This window comes from Streptomyces sp. DG1A-41, assembly GCF_037055355.1.
GTDB lineage: Bacteria > Actinomycetota > Actinomycetes > Streptomycetales > Streptomycetaceae > Streptomyces.
Genome location: NZ_CP146350.1, coordinates 3,403,191 through 3,417,901 on the forward strand (window position 1 = coordinate 3,403,191; position 14,711 = coordinate 3,417,901).

Sequence of the window (14,711 nt, forward strand, 5' to 3'; positions counted from 1 at the left end):
ACTGTCCAATAAACGGTTCGTTACTCCGTGCGAGATCACGAACGGGTGGTCGGGGGACGGAGGGATCGATGGGGGCAAGTGCGTACACCAGGGAGCGGCTGGAGGAGGCGGCCCGGGGGGCACGGACGTTGTCGGAGGCGTTGGTGCGGTTGGGCGTGGATCCGAAGAGTTCGACGCGGCGGTATGTGCACGAGCGGATGAAGAAGCTCGGGGTGGACGTGTCGCACTTCGAACGGGAGGGGGTGAAGTGGACGCGAGACGTCCTTGAGCGGGCGGTCGCGGCGTCGACGAACATGGGCGAGGTGCTGCGGCACCTCGGCCTTGAGGTGGTAGGCGGACACCACACGCACATCAGCCGCCGGATCAAGGCGTACGGCATCGACACGTCGCACTTCCAGGTGCCGACGAGGCGTGGGAAGCCCTGGCGTCCGCGAACCCCGGAGGCCTTCCTCGTCGAGCAACCAGCAGATCGCGCCCGGCGTGTTCCGAGTGACCGCCTCAAGTGGGCCATGACGATTTCCGGAGTAGCGGAGCGGTGCGCCCTCTGCGGCATAGAGGCGGTCTGGCGGGGCCACCCACTCCCCTTGGAGGTCGATCACATCAACGGCCGCTGGAGCGACAACCGGATCGAGAACCTTCGGTTCCTGTGCCCCAACTGCCATTCGACGACGGACAATTACCGAGGGCGTGGCAAACGACGCGCGCGGGGGCATGCCTCATGAGCAGCCACAGGGCGCGGCCCACCCCCGAAGAACTGCGTGTCGCGGTCGCCGAGTCCATCTCCCTCGCAGAGGTGCTTCGCCGCCTGGGACGCCCGGGCAGTGGCACGCAGCGCGCGTATCTGCGCCAGTGGATCGCCGAGGACCAACTGGCCACCGAGCACTTTCTGGGACAGGCTCACCAGCGAGGAAAGCGCGGCCCGTCCCTGGGCAGACGTCCTGAGGAGATCCTGGTCAAGCACGACGGCGAGCGTCGGACCCGCACGGTTGTGTTGCGCCGGGCGCTCCACGAGATGGGCGTGCCTGAAGAGTGCGCGGACTGCGGGGTCGGCCCCGAGTGGCTCGGCAAGCCCATGACGCAGGAGGTCGACCACGTCAACGGTGACTGGAGCGACGACCGACTGGAGAACCTGCGGTTGCTGTGCCCCAACTGCCACGCTGTCACGAATACCTGGTGTCGAGGCGGGCAGCGACGACATAATCTCGCCCAGTAAAGTAGAAACCTGTTGGGCGCCCGTACGCCAACGGCTGAGCGGCGATCTTTAGGTGGTCGTGTCTGTCGGTTCGAATCCGACCGGGCGTACTCAGAGGATCAGCCCCGCGCCTTCGAGTCGAAGGCGCGGGGCTGATCACTCAGCCAAGCAGTTCCCGCACCACCGGCACCAACGCCCGAAACGCCTTCCCCCGATGGCTGATCGCGTTCTTCTCCTGCGGAGTCAGCTCCGCGCAGGTCCGGGCCTGACCCTCCGGCTGGAGGATCGGGTCGTAGCCGAAGCCGCCCGAACCCACCGGCTCGTGGCGCAGTACGCCCCGTAGCCGGCCCTCGACCACCCGCTCCGTGCCGTCCGGCAGGGCCAGCGCCGCCGCGCAGGCGAAGTGGGCGCCGCGGTGTTCGTCGGCGATGTCCGAGAGCTGGGCGAGGAGCAGGTCGAGGTTGGCCTTGTCGTCGCCGTGGCGGCCGGACCAGCGGGCGGAGAAGATGCCGGGGGCGCCGTTCAGGACGTCGACACAGAGGCCGGAGTCGTCGGCGACGGCCGGGAGGCCCGTCGCCTGGGCGAGGGCGTGGGCCTTCAGCAGCGCGTTCTCCGCGAAGGTGACGCCCGTTTCCTTGACGTCGGGGATGTCCGGGTAGGCGTCGGCGCCGACGAGTTCGTGCGGCAGCCCGGCTTCGGCGAGGATCGCCCGGAGCTCGGTGATCTTTCCGGCGTTGCGGGTGGCGAGGATCAAGCGGGTCATGGCCCCAGTATTGCCGGGGAGCGCCCCGCAAGGGGCGCGGGGAACTGCGCGATCAGCCCCGACGAACCCGCACGCTGCCACCACCGCTACCCGGCAGACGAGAAGCCCAGCCCAGCGCGGCGTTACGGCGTGCAGACCTTGGTCAGTTCGCCGGCCGCGTCCGTGACCGGGCTGATGTCGGGCGTCTCGTCGCCGTTCTTGATCGCCGTACGGACGTTGCCGACGGCCTGGTTGAGGTCGTCGACTGCCTTGTTGACGTCGGCGTTGTCGGTCTTGTCGCCGATCTTGTCCAGGTTCTTGTCGATGGAGTCGAGGGACTCGTCGAGCTGCGTCGGGTCGTTGGCCGCGTTGTCGACGGCCTGCTGGAGTTCCGTGACGCTGTCGGCGATGGCGTCGGCGGTCTGGACGCAGTCCAGCGCCTTGTCGACGGCGGCGCAGCCGGTGGTGAGTCCGGCGGTCAGCGCGACGGCCGCCAGGGTGGCGGCGACGGCGGCGGTGCGGCGTCGGCGGCTCGCGGCCATGGAACGGTCCCTCTCGTTCGGTCGGGCCGGGCGGCCCTATGGCTGGCCGGACGCACAGGGATGAGCCGTGCGCCCGTACTCCTTGAGACGCGAGCGTGCTCGGCGCGGTTGCCCGTGCCGAGCACCTGTCTTGGCGCGCCCTTTACTTTTCGAGGACGGCATCAAGCGCGGTGCGCTGGTGGGCGGCGAGTTCCGTGCAGCCGGCGACGGCGAGGTCGAGGAGGGCGTCGAGTTCCTCGCGGGCGAAGGGCTCGGCCTCGGCGGTGCCCTGGACCTCGACGAAGCGGCCGTCGCCGGTGCAGACGACGTTCATGTCGGTTTCGGCCTTGACGTCTTCCTCGTAGCAGAGGTCGAGGAGGGGGACGCCGCCGACGATGCCGACGGAGACGGCGCTGACGGTGCCGGTGAGGGGCTGGCGGCCGGCCCTGATGAGCTTCTTGCGCTGGGCCCAGGCGACGGCGTCCGCCAGCGCCACGTAGGCGCCGGTGATGGCCGCCGTGCGCGTGCCGCCGTCGGCCTGGAGGACGTCGCAGTCGAGGACGATGGTGTTCTCGCCGAGTGCCTTGTAGTCGATGACGGCGCGGAGCGAACGGCCGATGAGGCGGCTGATCTCGTGGGTGCGGCCGCCGATACGGCCCTTGACTGACTCGCGGTCGCCGCGGGTGTTGGTGGAGCGGGGCAGCATGGAGTACTCGGCGGTGACCCAGCCTTCTCCGCTGCCCTTGCGCCAGCGCGGGACGCCTTCGGTGACGGAGGCGGTGCAGAAGACCTTGGTGTCGCCGAAGGAGACGAGGACGGAGCCTTCGGCGTGCTTGCTCCAGCCGCGTTCGATGGTGATCGGGCGGAGTTGCTGGGGGGTGCGGCCGTCGATTCGAGACATGCCAGTGAGCCTATCCGTACATGCGGAAGGGCCCCTCCCGCGGTGGGAAGGGGCCCTCACAGCGGATCTCGGGGGTCTGTCAGGGGGTGAAGCCCGGGACGGTCCCCGTGCTTCACATCATGTCTTCGATCTCCGCGGCGATGGGGTCGGCGTCGGTGCCGATGACGACCTGGATCGCGCTGCCCATCTTGACGACGCCGTGGGCGCCGGCGGCCTTCAGGGCGGTCTCGTCGACCTTGGCGGGGTCCACGACCTCGGTCCGCAGGCGGGTGATGCAGCCTTCGACCTCTTCGATGTTGTCGATGCCGCCGAGCCCGGCAACGATCTTCTCAGCCTTGGTGGCCATGTTCGTTCTCCCTGATCCGAACCGCTTTGTCGCAGTAACCCATAGGTGGTTCAACTCTGCGAGCGGTCATGTCGTGCGTGCCGAAGGATGGCCTCACACCAGTGTGCGACCGCCCGTTCGACTGGTCTACACCACGATCCCGCCTTTCGACAAAGGGTCCGGAGTGAGTGCCGACAGCGCCGCCGGCGCCGAGGCCGCCGTACGTCCTGGGCTGCCGCTGCTGTTCTGTGTGGGCGTTGCGATCGGGACGGCGCGGAATCGGACGGTTCGACGGCGCCGGCGGCGGCGGTGGCGGGATTCCTCGTCTGCTTCACGGTGCTGCGGCAGTTCCCGGAGGACTGTCCCGAGGGGTCCGTGACGGTGCCGAACGTCGGGTGTCAGGTGACCGGCGGGTGCCGGATGGCGACCGCGTACGTTCCACAAACCCGGGGGGCGGGATCGTGACGGGGCTGCTGGCCGAGTTCTTCTGGGCCCGCTTCCACCGCACGCGGCTGGTGGACTGGCCGGGGTTCTCCAACGGCCGGCGGCCGGTGCCGATCATCATGGCGTTCGTGGCGATCGTGTTCGCGGCGCCGTGTCTGTGGGTGTGGCCGCCGATCGGTGAGGCGCTGGAGAGCTTCAGCAACTGGATGAGCGGTCCGGGCGCGTGGCGCGGGCGTCTTCGGGGTGGCGAACCGGGCGCTGCTGGTGATCGGGCTGCACCAGTTCCTGAACGTGCCCTCCAGTCCGGCTCGTACACCAAGCCGGACGGCACGGTGGTGCACGGCGTCATCACCGTGTTCCTGGCCGGGGATCCGGACGCCGGGCAGTTCACCACGGGCTTCTTCCCGATCAGGATGTTCGCGCTGCCGGCCGCGGCGCCGGCGATCACGCACTCTTCGAGGCCGAACCGGCGCAAGGAGGTCGGCGGTCTGATGCTGTCGGTGGCGCCGACGTCGTTCGGCACGGGCATCACCGAGCCGATCGCGTCCTCGTGCCTGTTCATCGCGCCCGTGCTGTGCGCGGTGCACGCGCTGCTGACGGGGGTGTGGACGGCGGTGACGTGGGCGCTGGGCGTGAAGGACGGGTTCAGCTTCTCGGCGGGGCTGATCGGCTACGTCATCGACCGGAACCTGGCGAAGACCATGGCTGATCATTCCGATCGGTCTGGGCTTCGCGCTCCCCATTACGTGATCTTCCGGTTCGCGATCACGAAGTTCGGCCTGAAGATTCCGGGGCGCGAGCCCGAGGAGGAAGTCGAGGACAGCGCCAAGGCATGATCGTCGGGGCGGGCGGAATTGGCGGGTTCCACTCGTTCGGCCTACCGTGCTACAACTGGTCTACACCACTCACCGGTGGAGGTCGCGCGGTGTTGACCGCGTTCCCCTTTTGAGACGCCGCCGTCCCCCGTCGAACTCTTCCCTGGGCGGCGCCGTGCCCCATGGAGGAAGTTCATGTCCACAGCCACAGCCGCGCCCGCGAGCCCGAAGAAGGGGTCTGCGGTGATGGCGGTCCTGCAACGCATCGGCCGCAGCCTCATGCTGCCCGTCGCCGTGCTGCCGGCCGCCGCCCTCCTGGTCCGCCTCGGCAACACCGACATGCTGGGGCGGGAGTCGTTCCCGGAGTTCATCACCAAGATCGCGAGCTTCATGACCGCGGGCGGCAACGCGATCCTCGACAACATGCCGCTGCTGTTCGCCGTGGGCATCGCGATCGGATTCGCGAAGAAGTCGGACGGCTCGACCGCTCTCGCCGCCGTCGTCGGCTACCTGGTCTTCAAGAACGTGCTGGCCACGTTCACCGACCCGAACCTGCCGAAGGTGGCGACGGCCGTCGACGGCAAGGTCGTCATGACGGACGCTCCGGTGGACGCCAAGGTGCTCGGCGGTGTGGTGATGGGCCTCGTCGTCGCCCTGCTCTACCAGCGCTTCTACCGCACCAAGCTGCCCGACTGGGCGGGCTTCTTCGGCGGTCGCCGCCTGGTCCCGATCCTGTCCGCCTTCGCGGGCCTGGTCATCGGCATCGTCTTCGGCTACGTCTGGCCGGTCCTCGGTACGGCCCTGCACAGCTTCGGCGAGTGGCTGGTGGGGTCCGGGGCCGTCGGCGCGGGCATCTTCGGTGTCGCCAACCGCGCGCTGATCCCGATCGGCATGCACCACCTGCTGAACTCCTTCCCCTGGTTCCAGGCCGGCACCTACGAGGGCAAGAGCGGCGACATCGCCAGGTTCCTGGCGGGCGACCCGAGCGCCGGCCAGTTCATGACCGGCTTCTTCCCGATCATGATGTTCGCCCTGCCGGCCGCCTGCCTGGCGATCGTGCACTGCGCCCGGCCCGAGCGCCGCAAGGTCGTCGGCGGCATGATGTTCTCCCTCGCGCTGACCTCGTTCGTCACGGGCGTCACCGAGCCGATCGAGTTCACCTTCATGTTCATCGCCCCGGTGCTGTACGCCATCCACGCCGTGCTCACCGGTGTCTCGATGGCGCTGACCTGGGCCCTGGGGATGAAGGACGGCTTCGGCTTCTCGGCCGGCGCGGTGGACTTCTTCCTGAACCTGGGCATCGCGACCAACCCATGGGGCCTGGCCCTGGTGGGCCTGTGCTTCGCGGCGGTCTACTACGTGGTCTTCCGCTTCGCGATCACCAAGTTCAACCTGCCGACGCCGGGCCGCGAGTCCGACGAGGAGCTCGCCGAGCTCCAGAAGGCGGAGGCGAAGTAGCCCGCACACGCTGAAGGCCCCGGAACCGCTTCGGTTCCGGGGCCTCGTCGTGCTCGGCTTGCCCGACTCTCAGACCTCGTACGTCTGCCGCGGCGCCGCGAGGTCCACGGGACCGTCGTAGACCGCGCGGGCGTCGGCCAGGTTGACCTGAGGGTCCGTCCACGGCGGGATGTGCGTGAGGACCAGACGCCGGGCACCTGCCCGGGCGGCCGTCTCGCCCGCCTCGCGGCCGTTGAGGTGCAGGTCGGGGATGTTCTCCTTGCCGTGCGTGAACGCCGCCTCGCACAGGAACAGGTCGGCGTCCCGGGCGAGTTCGTCCAGGGCTGGGCTCACACCGGTGTCGCCGGAGTACGTCAGGACCTTGCCGTCGTGTTCGACGCGGATGCCGTACGCCTCCACGGGGTGGGCCACCCGCTCGGTGTGCACCGTGAACGGGCCGATCTCGAAGGTGGACGGCTTGACCGTGTGGAAGTCGAAGACCTCGCTCATGGAGGAGGCGGAGGGGGTGTCCGCGTAGGCGGTGGTCAGCCGGTGTTCCGTGCCTTCCGGTCCGAAGACGGGGAGCGGATCGCAGCGGCCGCCGTCGTGGCGGTAGTAGCGCGCGACGAAGTACGCGCACATGTCGATGCAGTGGTCGGCGTGCAGGTGGCTGAGGAAGATCGCGTCGAGGTCGTAGAGACCGCAGTGGCGCTGCAACTCGCCCAGGGCACCGTTGCCCATGTCGAGAAGCAGCCGGAAGCCGTCGGCCTCGACGAGGTAGCTCGAGCAGGCCGATTCCGCGGACGGGAACGACCCCGAGCAGCCGACGACGGTGAGCTTCATGAAGCAGAAACCTCCGCTGGCGGGAATGACTGAGAGGGGCGTCGGGGGTCGTGCGGTGCGACGAGCGTAAGGCGCAAAACCTCCGGTCGCTCCTCCGCCAAGGGCTGTTGTGGGCGAACTCACCTGTGGTGTCACCGGTTCGGCTGGCAGGGCCGACTGTGATCCTGGCGAGGAAGGGCGCGTGGGAGGGACGGCGCCGGTAACGTCTCAGTATGGACACGTCCTGGTGGCTGGCGCTCGCCGCGGTGGTACTGCTCGCGCTCGTCGCCACGCTCGTCGACGGCTGGGGGCGGCGGTCGTCGGCGCGGCGGGGCCGGACGGCGGCTGAGGCCGCCACGGTGGCGGGGCTGCCGCAGCCGGCGGAGATCTGGTGGGCGGACGTTCCCTACGAGGACGAGGCCCGCACGAAGGACCGGCCCTGCCTGGTGCTGGCGGTGCGCGGGGAACGGGCGACCGTCGCGAAGATCACCACCCGCTTCCGGCACGAGCGGACCGGCGTGATCCCCCTTCCCCGGGCGCGGTCGGCGACACCCAGGGCCGCGCGAGCTTCCTGGAGACGGACGACCTGCGGGAGGTCCCGGTGTGGGGCTTCCGCCGACGGGTCGGCGTGGTGGACCCGGCACTGTGGGACCAGGTGCGATACCTGGCCGGCTGAGAGCCGCGCCTCAGAGCCGGAGGATCATGGCGCGACGTCGGGAACATGCCGCCGGGCCGGCGCGACGGCCGGACACGACGGCCGCCCCGGCGCGCCGCAGCCCGGGCGGTGCTCCGGCCGTCGGCCGCCCGCCGTTCGCCGCGGCCGTGGGAGCAGCAGGTGCGACAGCAACGCGGCAGTGGTGACAGTGGCAGCGGGTGCGACACCAGCACGGCAGCGGTGCGCGGCCCGCACCCGGCGGGCCCACCCGGCCGCCGAGATGCGGCCCCGGAACCGGGCCGGGGATCAGGTCGCCTGGGTCCGGGGCGGGGCCGGGCTTCGCCGGGGCTGCGGGGCTGCAATGTGAAGGGGCCGGAAACGTAGAAGGGCCGGAGTCCTCACTCCAGCCCTTCCTGGGTGATCTGCCGTCGGGTTACGCCCAGAGCTGCCCCTGGAGTGTCTCGATGGCTTCCTCCGTCGTGGGGGCCGTGTAGACGCCCGTCGACAGGTACTTCCAGCCGCCGTCGGCGACGACGAAGACGATGTCGGCCGGTTCGCCGGCCTTCACGGCCTTGCGGCCCACGCCGATCGCGGCGTGCAGCGCGGCGCCCGTCGAGACGCCCGCGAAGATGCCCTCCTGCTGGAGCAGCTCGCGGGTGCGGGTGACCGCGTCCGCGGAGCCGACCGAGAAGCGGCTGGTGAGGACCGACGCGTCGTACAGCTCGGGGACGAAGCCCTCGTCGAGGTTGCGCAGGCCGTAGACCAGGTCGTCGTAGCGCGGTTCGGCCGCGACGATCTGGACGTCCGGCTTGTGTTCGCGCAGGTAGCGGCCCACACCCATGAGCGTGCCCGTGGTGCCGAGGCCTGCCACGAAGTGGGTGACGGAGGGCAGGTCCGCGAGGATCTCCGGGCCCGTCGTCGCGTAGTGGGCGCCCGCGTTGTCCGGGTTGCCGTACTGGTAGAGCATCACCCAGTCCGGGTGCTCGGCCGAGAGCTCCTTGGCGACGCGCACGGCGGTGTTGGAGCCGCCCGCGGCCGGGGAGGAGATGATCTCGGCGCCCCACATGGCCAGCAGGTCCCGGCGTTCCTGCGAGGTGTTCTCCGGCATCACGCACACGATGCGGTAGCCCTTGAGCTTCGCCGCCATGGCCAGGGAGATGCCGGTGTTGCCCGAAGTGGGCTCGAGGATCGTGCAGCCCGGGGTCAGGCGGCCGTCCTTCTCCGCCTGCTCGATCATGTGCAGGGCCGGCCGGTCCTTGACCGACCCGGTCGGGTTGCGGTCCTCCAGCTTCGCCCAGATGCGCACGTCGGCGGACGGCGACAGCCGCGGCAGGCGCACCAGGGGGGTGTTGCCGACCGCGGCCAGGGGTGAGTCGTATCGCATCGGTGATCAGACCATGCCGCCGGCCACGGCCGGCAGGATCGTGACGTTGTCGCCGTCCGTCAGCTTGGTGTTGATGCCGTCGAGGAAGCGCACGTCCTCGTCGTTCAGGTAGACGTTGACGAAGCGGCGCAGCTGGTCGCCGTCGACGATGCGCGCCTGGATGCCGGCGTGCCGCGTCTCGAGGTCGGCGAACAGCTCGGCGAGGGTGTCACCGCTGCCCTCCACCGCCTTCTGACCGTCGGTGTACTGGCGGAGGATGGTCGGGATGCGGACCTCGATGGCCATGGCTCAGGGCTCCTGTCGGGAGTAGTCAGTCGGGCGCGCGGCAGCGCAAGAACAGCGGGGTGGTGCGTGTGTGCAGCGCCGCGGCTCACGGCCGTACGGCGGCAGGGGTCGGCGTCAACAGATGGCGCTGGCGAGCCTGCACAGGTCGACGTGCAGCCGCGCAACGAGCAGCATGCCCGGCGTCTTGTCGCTCACGTCGTGGAAAACCATGCGCTCATCGTATCGATTCCCGGTCCGGGTTCTGGAATGTGATCCCACATCGCGGACGATTTCCGGCCGGAGAGTGAGACTGCCCTGTTCAGCACCGTTCGGACCGGTCCAGACCCGCTCAGTACGCCTCGACGATCCGGACCTCCTCCTCCGTGACCTCGCCCTCCACGATCCGGAAGGAGCGGAACTGGAACTCGCCGGCCCCGTCGGTGTCGGCCGTGGAGACGAGGACGTAGTGCGCGCCGGGCTCGTTCGCGTACGAGATGTCGGTGCGGGAGGGGTAGGCCTCGGTCGCCGTGTGGGAGTGGTAGATCACCACCGGCTCCTCGTCACGGTCGTCCATCTCGCGGTAGAGCTTGAGCAGGTCGCCGGAGTCGAACTCGTAGAACGTGGGCGACATGGCCGCGTTGAGCATCGGGATGAAGCGCTCGGGGCGGTCCGAGCCCGCCGGACCCGCCACGACGCCGCACGCCTCGTCGGGGTGGTCCTTGCGCGCGTGGGCGACGATCTGGTCGACGAGGGCCTGGGTGATGGTCAGCATGCTCGTCAGGATAAGCAGAAGGGCCGTTCCGTACCGATGGCTGGTACGGAACGGCCCACATGCCGGACGCCCTGAGCGGCAGCCGCGGGGGGGGGTGCCACGAGTACTCCCTGCGGCTGGACGTCCTGGCTGGTTCGTCAGCCGGCCTTCTCGAACTCAGCCGACCTTCTCGAACTCCGGGTCGCGGCGCTCGGCGATCTGCGGGTTGCGGCTCTTGAGGACCGCCCAGCCGATGGCCAGGGCGACGGCCCAGGCGGCCGCGACGTAGAGGCAGATCCGCGCGTCCTTGTCGTACGCGATCATGCAGGTCACGCCGACGAGGAAGAGGAGCGCGACCCAGCTGAACAGCGCCCCGCCGGGGGCGGGGAAGGACGAGGCGCGCAGCCGGCCCGCGTCGACCGCGGCGCGGTAGCGGATGTGGCTGACGAGGATCATCATCCAGGTCCAGATGCCGGCCGCGGTGGCGACGGAGGTGACGTAGAGGAACGCCTTCTCCGGGACCACGTAGTTCAGGACGACGCCGATGCCCATGAGCGCAACGGAGACCGTGATGCCGACGGCGGGGGTCTTGCGGGCGTTGAGCTTGCCGAACGCCTGCGGCGCCTCGCTGTTGGCGGCCAGGTCGCGCAGCATCCGGCCGGTGGAGTACATGCCCGAGTTGCAGGACGACAGGGCCGCGGTGAGCACCACGAAGTTGACGATGCCCGCGGCGAGCGGGATGCCGATCTCGCCGAAGGCGTGGACGAACGGGCTCTCGCCGGCGGAGAACTCGGTCCACTTGACGACGGAGAGGATCACCAGCAGCGCGCCGACGTAGAAGACGATGATGCGCCAGGGCAGGGTGTTGATGGCCTTGGGCAGGGTCTTCTCGGGGTTCTCGGACTCGCCCGCGGTGACGCCGACGAGCTCGACGGCGAGGTAGGCGAACATGACGCCCTGGAGCGTCATCAGGCTGGAGCCGATGCCGTTCGGGAAGAAGCCGTCGTGCGACCAGAGGTTGGAGACGGTGGCGGTGTCACCGGCGTCGGAGAAGCCGAGGGTGAGCACGCCGAGGCCGATGACGATCATGCCGATGATGGCCGTGACCTTGATCATCGAGAACCAGAACTCGACCTCGCCGAAGATCTTGACGGAGATCAGGTTGACGCCGAAGAGCACCACCAGGAAGACCAGGGCACTGACCCACTGCGGGATCTCGGGGAACCAGAAGTGGATGTAGATCGCGGCGGCCGTGAGCTCGGCCATGCCGGTGACCACCCACATGAGCCAGTACGTCCAGCCCGTGACGAACCCGAAGAACGGGCCGAGGAACTCGCGGGCGTACTCGGCGAAGGAGCCGGAGACGGGCCGGTAGAGGAGCAGCTCGCCCAGCGCCCGCATGATGAAGAAGATCACGACGCCCGCCAGGGCGTACATGAGGATGATGCTGGGCCCCGCCTTGGCGATGTTCGCTCCGGCACCCATGAACAGACCGACGCCGATGGCGCCGCCGATCGCGATCATCTGGACCTGGCGACTGCCCAGTCCGCGCTCGTACCCCTCCTCGGGGACGTTTTCCGTGTCGACCTGCGCAGAGGTCATCTGTGGTGCGCCTTTCTCCATGCCGACCCGGACCTTCGTCGGCCTCGGATCGGGTCTCGATCCCCCCGGATTGCTGGAGCGGTGCCTGGCCGGCGGTTGCCGGCTCGGTGGCGCACCCGGCCGGACATTCGGGTGGTGCCGGCCGGGCGATCGTGAAGATTTATCACGGCGGCAGCACTGATCACACGGGCGTCTTGTGACACACCACACAGGGAAAACCGGACAAAGCGCAGCCGAAGTCGGCATAGGAGGCGGGTACGGTGACGCGATCGTTATCCGGATTTGAGCGTCCGCTGAGCGAACACCGATCGGTCACCCGGCGGTCACAGAACCTGCACGGGTCAGGGCATAAGCGTGCCGACCAGCGTCTCCTGGAGTCCGCCCAGCCACAGATAGGCCATCACCATCGGCTTGCGCGGGTCCTCGTCCGGGAGACGGTAGAGGAGGTCGGTGTCCTCCTCGTCGGTGATCTCCAGCCGCGAGCCGATCGCGAGCCGCAGGTCGTTCAGCGCGCCCAGCCACCGCTGGGACTCCTCCACCGACAGCTTCAGCACCGCGCCGCCCTCGCCGGCCGAGGCCGAGGAGAGCGCGTCCAGGGAGCGGATCACAGCGAGGGCGTTGTCCCGCTTGCCGGCCCGCAGGTCGTTCTCGGTGTAGCGACGGAACTCGGCGGAGTACGCCCGCTGTTCCTCGGCGTCCCGGGGCGAGGCGGGCTGCTCGGGGTCGCTGTAGGCGTCCGGGAAGAGCCGCTTGAGCACCGGGTCGGCGGGCGGCTCGCTCGGGCCCTGAGAGAACAGCTCGGCGAGCGGGTCGTCGGGGGCCTCCCCGGCGGGGCCGGGGCCGATGAGCTCCAGGAGCTGGACGGCCAGCGACCGGATGATGGAGATCTCGACTTCGTCGAGGGCGACGGCCGCGCCGCCGCCGGGAAGCGGTTCGAAGGTTCCGGGCATGAACGCCTTTTCGCTGCTGGGCGGGCTGCTGGCTACTTGCGGTCCTGCTGGAGGGTGGCCCACAGGCCGTAGCCGTGCATGGCCTGCACGTCGCGTTCCATCTCCTCGCGGCTGCCGCTGGAGACGACCGCCCGGCCCTTGTGGTGGACGTCGAGCATGAGCTTGGTGGCCTTGTCCTTGGAATAGCCGAAGTACGCCTGGAAGACGTACGTCACATAGCTCATGAGGTTGACCGGGTCGTTGTGGACGATGGTGACCCAGGGGAGGTCGGGCTCAGGTACGGCGAAGACCTCCTCCGCCGACTCGGTCCGTTCGATCTCCAGGGGCGCGGGTGACGTCACACTGCCCATGCTGCCACCCGAGGGGGGTAGTCGCACAAACGGGCCTGGAAGCCGGGGGCCTTGATGAAAATCGTCAAACTGACGAAATGGGGGTACGATCCCGCTCATGAACACAGCGGACCTTGGGCTGCCGGTGGATGTTCCCTCGACGGCGCTCTTCACGGACCAGTACGAGCTGACGATGCTGCGCGCCGCCCTTGAGGCGGGCACGGCCGAGCGGCGGAGCGTGTTCGAGGTCTTCACCCGGCGCCTGCCGAACGGGCGCCGCTACGGCGTCGTGGCGGGCACCGGCCGGGTGCTGGACGCGGTGGAGAACTTCCGCTTCGACGCGGGCGTCCTCGCCTTCCTGCGCGAGCGCGAGATCGTCGGCGAGGAGACCCTCGAGTGGCTCGCCGGCTACCGCTTCAGCGGGGACATCTGGGGCTACCCCGAGGGCGAGGTGTACTTCCCGGGCTCGCCGATCATGCGGGTCGAGGGCACCTTCGCCGAGTGTGTGCTGCTGGAGACCGTGATCCTTTCGATCCTCAACCACGACTCGGCGATCGCCGCGGCCGCCTCGCGCATGTCGTCGGCCGCCGGGGACCGGCCGCTGATCGAGATGGGCGCCCGGCGCACGCACGAGCTGGCGGCGGTGGCGGCGTCCCGGGCCGCGTACGTGGGCGGCTTCGCCACCACCTCGGACCTGGCCGCCGGTTTCCGCTACGGCATCCCCACCGTCGGCACCTCCGCCCACGCCTTCACCCTGCTGCACGACAGCGAGCGGGACGCCTTCCAGGCCCAGGTGAACACGCTGGGGCGGGGCACGACGCTGCTGGTGGACACGTACGACGTCGCCGAGGCGGTCCGTACGGCCGTGGAGGTAGCCGGAACCGGGCTCGGGGCCGTGCGGATCGACTCCGGCGATCTGCTGCTGGTGGCGCACCGGGTGCGGCAGCAGCTGGACGAGCTGGGCGCGACCGGTACGAAGATCATCGTGACCTCGGACCTGGACGAGTACGCGATCGCCTCGCTGGCGGCGGCGCCGGTGGACGCGTACGGCGTCGGTACGCAGCTGGTGACCGGATCCGGCCACCCGACGTCCTCGATGGTCTACAAGCTGGTCGCACGGGCCGAGTCCACCGACCCGAACGCGCCGCTGGTGCCGGTGGCGAAGAAGTCGAGCGGGGGCAAGACGTCCGTGGGCGGGCGCAAGTGGGCCGCGCGGCGGCTGGACTCCTACGGGGTCGCCGAGGCCGAGGTGATCGGCACCGGGCCGGTGCCGGCGGAGCTCGCGGACCGGCAGCTGCTGGTGCATCTGGTCAAGGGCGGCGAGGTCGTCGCCCGTGAGCCGCTGGACGCGGCGCGGGACCGGCACGCGGCGGCGCGCGCGGGGCTCCCGATGTCGGCCACGCAGCTCTCGCGCGGGGAGCCGGTCCTTCCGACGGAGTACGCGCACGAGGCCACGGGTAGCTAATTGCGGTGTGCCGCGATGCGCCGACCCGTGCCCCCTCCCGTCTCCTCCTCCATGTCAATAGGCTCGGAAGTGCACCGGCCGGGCTTGCCGACCTCATAGCCGAAGGACACCG

Annotated in this window: 16 protein-coding genes, 1 tRNA gene and 2 pseudogenes; 7 read left to right on the forward strand and 12 right to left on the reverse strand. The window is 69.5% G+C overall.

Features of this window, described 5'->3' with window-relative positions:
* Window positions 1-68: 68 nt before the first annotated feature.
* The 3 genes from V8690_RS15765 to V8690_RS15775 all read left to right on the forward strand — a co-directional run bounded on the left by V8690_RS15765 (window position 69) and on the right by V8690_RS15775 (window position 1,302).
* On the forward strand, window positions 69-722 hold the full coding sequence (locus V8690_RS15765) for an HNH endonuclease signature motif containing protein (protein ID WP_338779386.1): 654 nt from the start codon (window positions 69-71) through the stop codon (window positions 720-722).
* Window positions 719-1,213 (forward strand): HNH endonuclease, encoded by a 495-nt coding sequence (locus V8690_RS15770; protein ID WP_338779388.1) that lies wholly within the window; start codon window positions 719-721, stop codon window positions 1,211-1,213. Before V8690_RS15765 ends, V8690_RS15770 begins: the two co-directional genes overlap by 4 nt.
* A 16-nt stretch (window positions 1,214-1,229) precedes the next feature.
* A tRNA-Leu gene (locus V8690_RS15775) sits at window positions 1,230-1,302 on the forward strand.
* Between the two features lie 50 nt (window positions 1,303-1,352).
* Here the strand turns inward: V8690_RS15775 and rdgB are convergent.
* The 4 genes from rdgB to V8690_RS15795 all read right to left on the reverse strand — a co-directional run bounded on the left by rdgB (window position 1,353) and on the right by V8690_RS15795 (window position 3,702).
* Window positions 1,353-1,955, reverse strand: coding sequence for an RdgB/HAM1 family non-canonical purine NTP pyrophosphatase (rdgB, locus tag V8690_RS15780; RefSeq protein WP_338779390.1), 603 nt, complete (start codon window positions 1,953-1,955; stop codon window positions 1,353-1,355).
* 122 nt (window positions 1,956-2,077) lie between these two features.
* Entirely contained in the window at window positions 2,078-2,476 is a 399-nt protein-coding gene (locus tag V8690_RS15785; protein ID WP_059421365.1) for a hypothetical protein, read from the reverse strand.
* 142 nt (window positions 2,477-2,618) lie between these two features.
* On the reverse strand, window positions 2,619-3,356 hold the full coding sequence (gene rph, locus V8690_RS15790) for a ribonuclease PH (protein WP_338779397.1): 738 nt from the start codon (window positions 3,354-3,356) through the stop codon (window positions 2,619-2,621).
* A 112-nt stretch (window positions 3,357-3,468) separates the two neighbouring features.
* Window positions 3,469-3,702: a PTS glucose/sucrose transporter subunit IIB gene (locus tag V8690_RS15795; protein ID WP_010039992.1), complete on the reverse strand. Its 234-nt coding sequence runs from the start codon at window positions 3,700-3,702 to the stop codon at window positions 3,469-3,471.
* Between the two features lie 208 nt (window positions 3,703-3,910).
* Here V8690_RS15795 and V8690_RS15800 point away from each other — a divergent pair.
* Window positions 3,911-4,961: pseudogene (locus V8690_RS15800) on the forward strand (PTS transporter subunit EIIC); the annotation flags it as partial.
* 174 nt (window positions 4,962-5,135) lie between these two features.
* On the forward strand, window positions 5,136-6,398 hold the full coding sequence (locus V8690_RS15805; protein ID WP_338779406.1) for a PTS transporter subunit EIIC: 1,263 nt from the start codon (window positions 5,136-5,138) through the stop codon (window positions 6,396-6,398).
* Between the two features lie 69 nt (window positions 6,399-6,467).
* Here the strand turns inward: V8690_RS15805 and V8690_RS15810 are convergent, their stop codons facing one another.
* The gene (locus V8690_RS15810) at window positions 6,468-7,220 is read right to left on the reverse strand and encodes an MBL fold metallo-hydrolase (RefSeq protein WP_338779408.1); all 753 of its coding nucleotides are present in this window, start codon (window positions 7,218-7,220) and stop codon (window positions 6,468-6,470) included.
* 212 nt (window positions 7,221-7,432) lie between these two features.
* Between V8690_RS15810 and V8690_RS15815 the strand changes: the two are divergent.
* Window positions 7,433-7,875, forward strand: a pseudogene (locus tag V8690_RS15815) (type II toxin-antitoxin system PemK/MazF family toxin).
* Between the two features lie 412 nt (window positions 7,876-8,287).
* On the opposite strand, the gene V8690_RS15820 reads toward V8690_RS15815, so the two are convergent.
* From V8690_RS15820 to clpS, 7 genes are all read right to left on the reverse strand, one after another.
* On the reverse strand, window positions 8,288-9,238 hold the full coding sequence (locus V8690_RS15820; RefSeq protein WP_338779410.1) for a cysteine synthase: 951 nt from the start codon (window positions 9,236-9,238) through the stop codon (window positions 8,288-8,290).
* A gap of 6 nt (window positions 9,239-9,244) precedes the next feature.
* On the reverse strand, window positions 9,245-9,523 hold the full coding sequence (locus V8690_RS15825; protein ID WP_059421375.1) for a MoaD/ThiS family protein: 279 nt from the start codon (window positions 9,521-9,523) through the stop codon (window positions 9,245-9,247).
* Window positions 9,524-9,637: 114 nt separating this feature from the next.
* Window positions 9,638-9,733, reverse strand: a complete 96-nt coding sequence (locus tag V8690_RS15830) for a putative leader peptide (protein WP_020270288.1) — start codon at window positions 9,731-9,733, stop codon at window positions 9,638-9,640.
* 118 nt (window positions 9,734-9,851) lie between these two features.
* Window positions 9,852-10,274: a M67 family metallopeptidase gene (locus V8690_RS15835; RefSeq protein WP_094052245.1), complete on the reverse strand. Its 423-nt coding sequence runs from the start codon at window positions 10,272-10,274 to the stop codon at window positions 9,852-9,854.
* Window positions 10,275-10,430: 156 nt separating this feature from the next.
* Entirely contained in the window at window positions 10,431-11,855 is a 1,425-nt protein-coding gene (locus V8690_RS15840) for an amino acid permease (RefSeq protein ID WP_338779415.1), read from the reverse strand.
* Window positions 11,856-12,196: 341 nt separating this feature from the next.
* Complete coding sequence (locus V8690_RS15845; protein ID WP_338779417.1) at window positions 12,197-12,805, reverse strand: DUF2017 domain-containing protein; 609 nt, start codon at window positions 12,803-12,805, stop codon at window positions 12,197-12,199.
* A 32-nt stretch (window positions 12,806-12,837) separates the two neighbouring features.
* Entirely contained in the window at window positions 12,838-13,155 is a 318-nt protein-coding gene (gene clpS, locus V8690_RS15850; RefSeq protein WP_338779420.1) for an ATP-dependent Clp protease adapter ClpS, read from the reverse strand.
* 97 nt (window positions 13,156-13,252) lie between these two features.
* On the opposite strand from clpS, the gene V8690_RS15855 reads away from it, so the two are divergent.
* Entirely contained in the window at window positions 13,253-14,599 is a 1,347-nt protein-coding gene (locus tag V8690_RS15855; protein ID WP_338779422.1) for a nicotinate phosphoribosyltransferase, read from the forward strand.
* Window positions 14,600-14,711 lie beyond the last annotated feature (112 nt).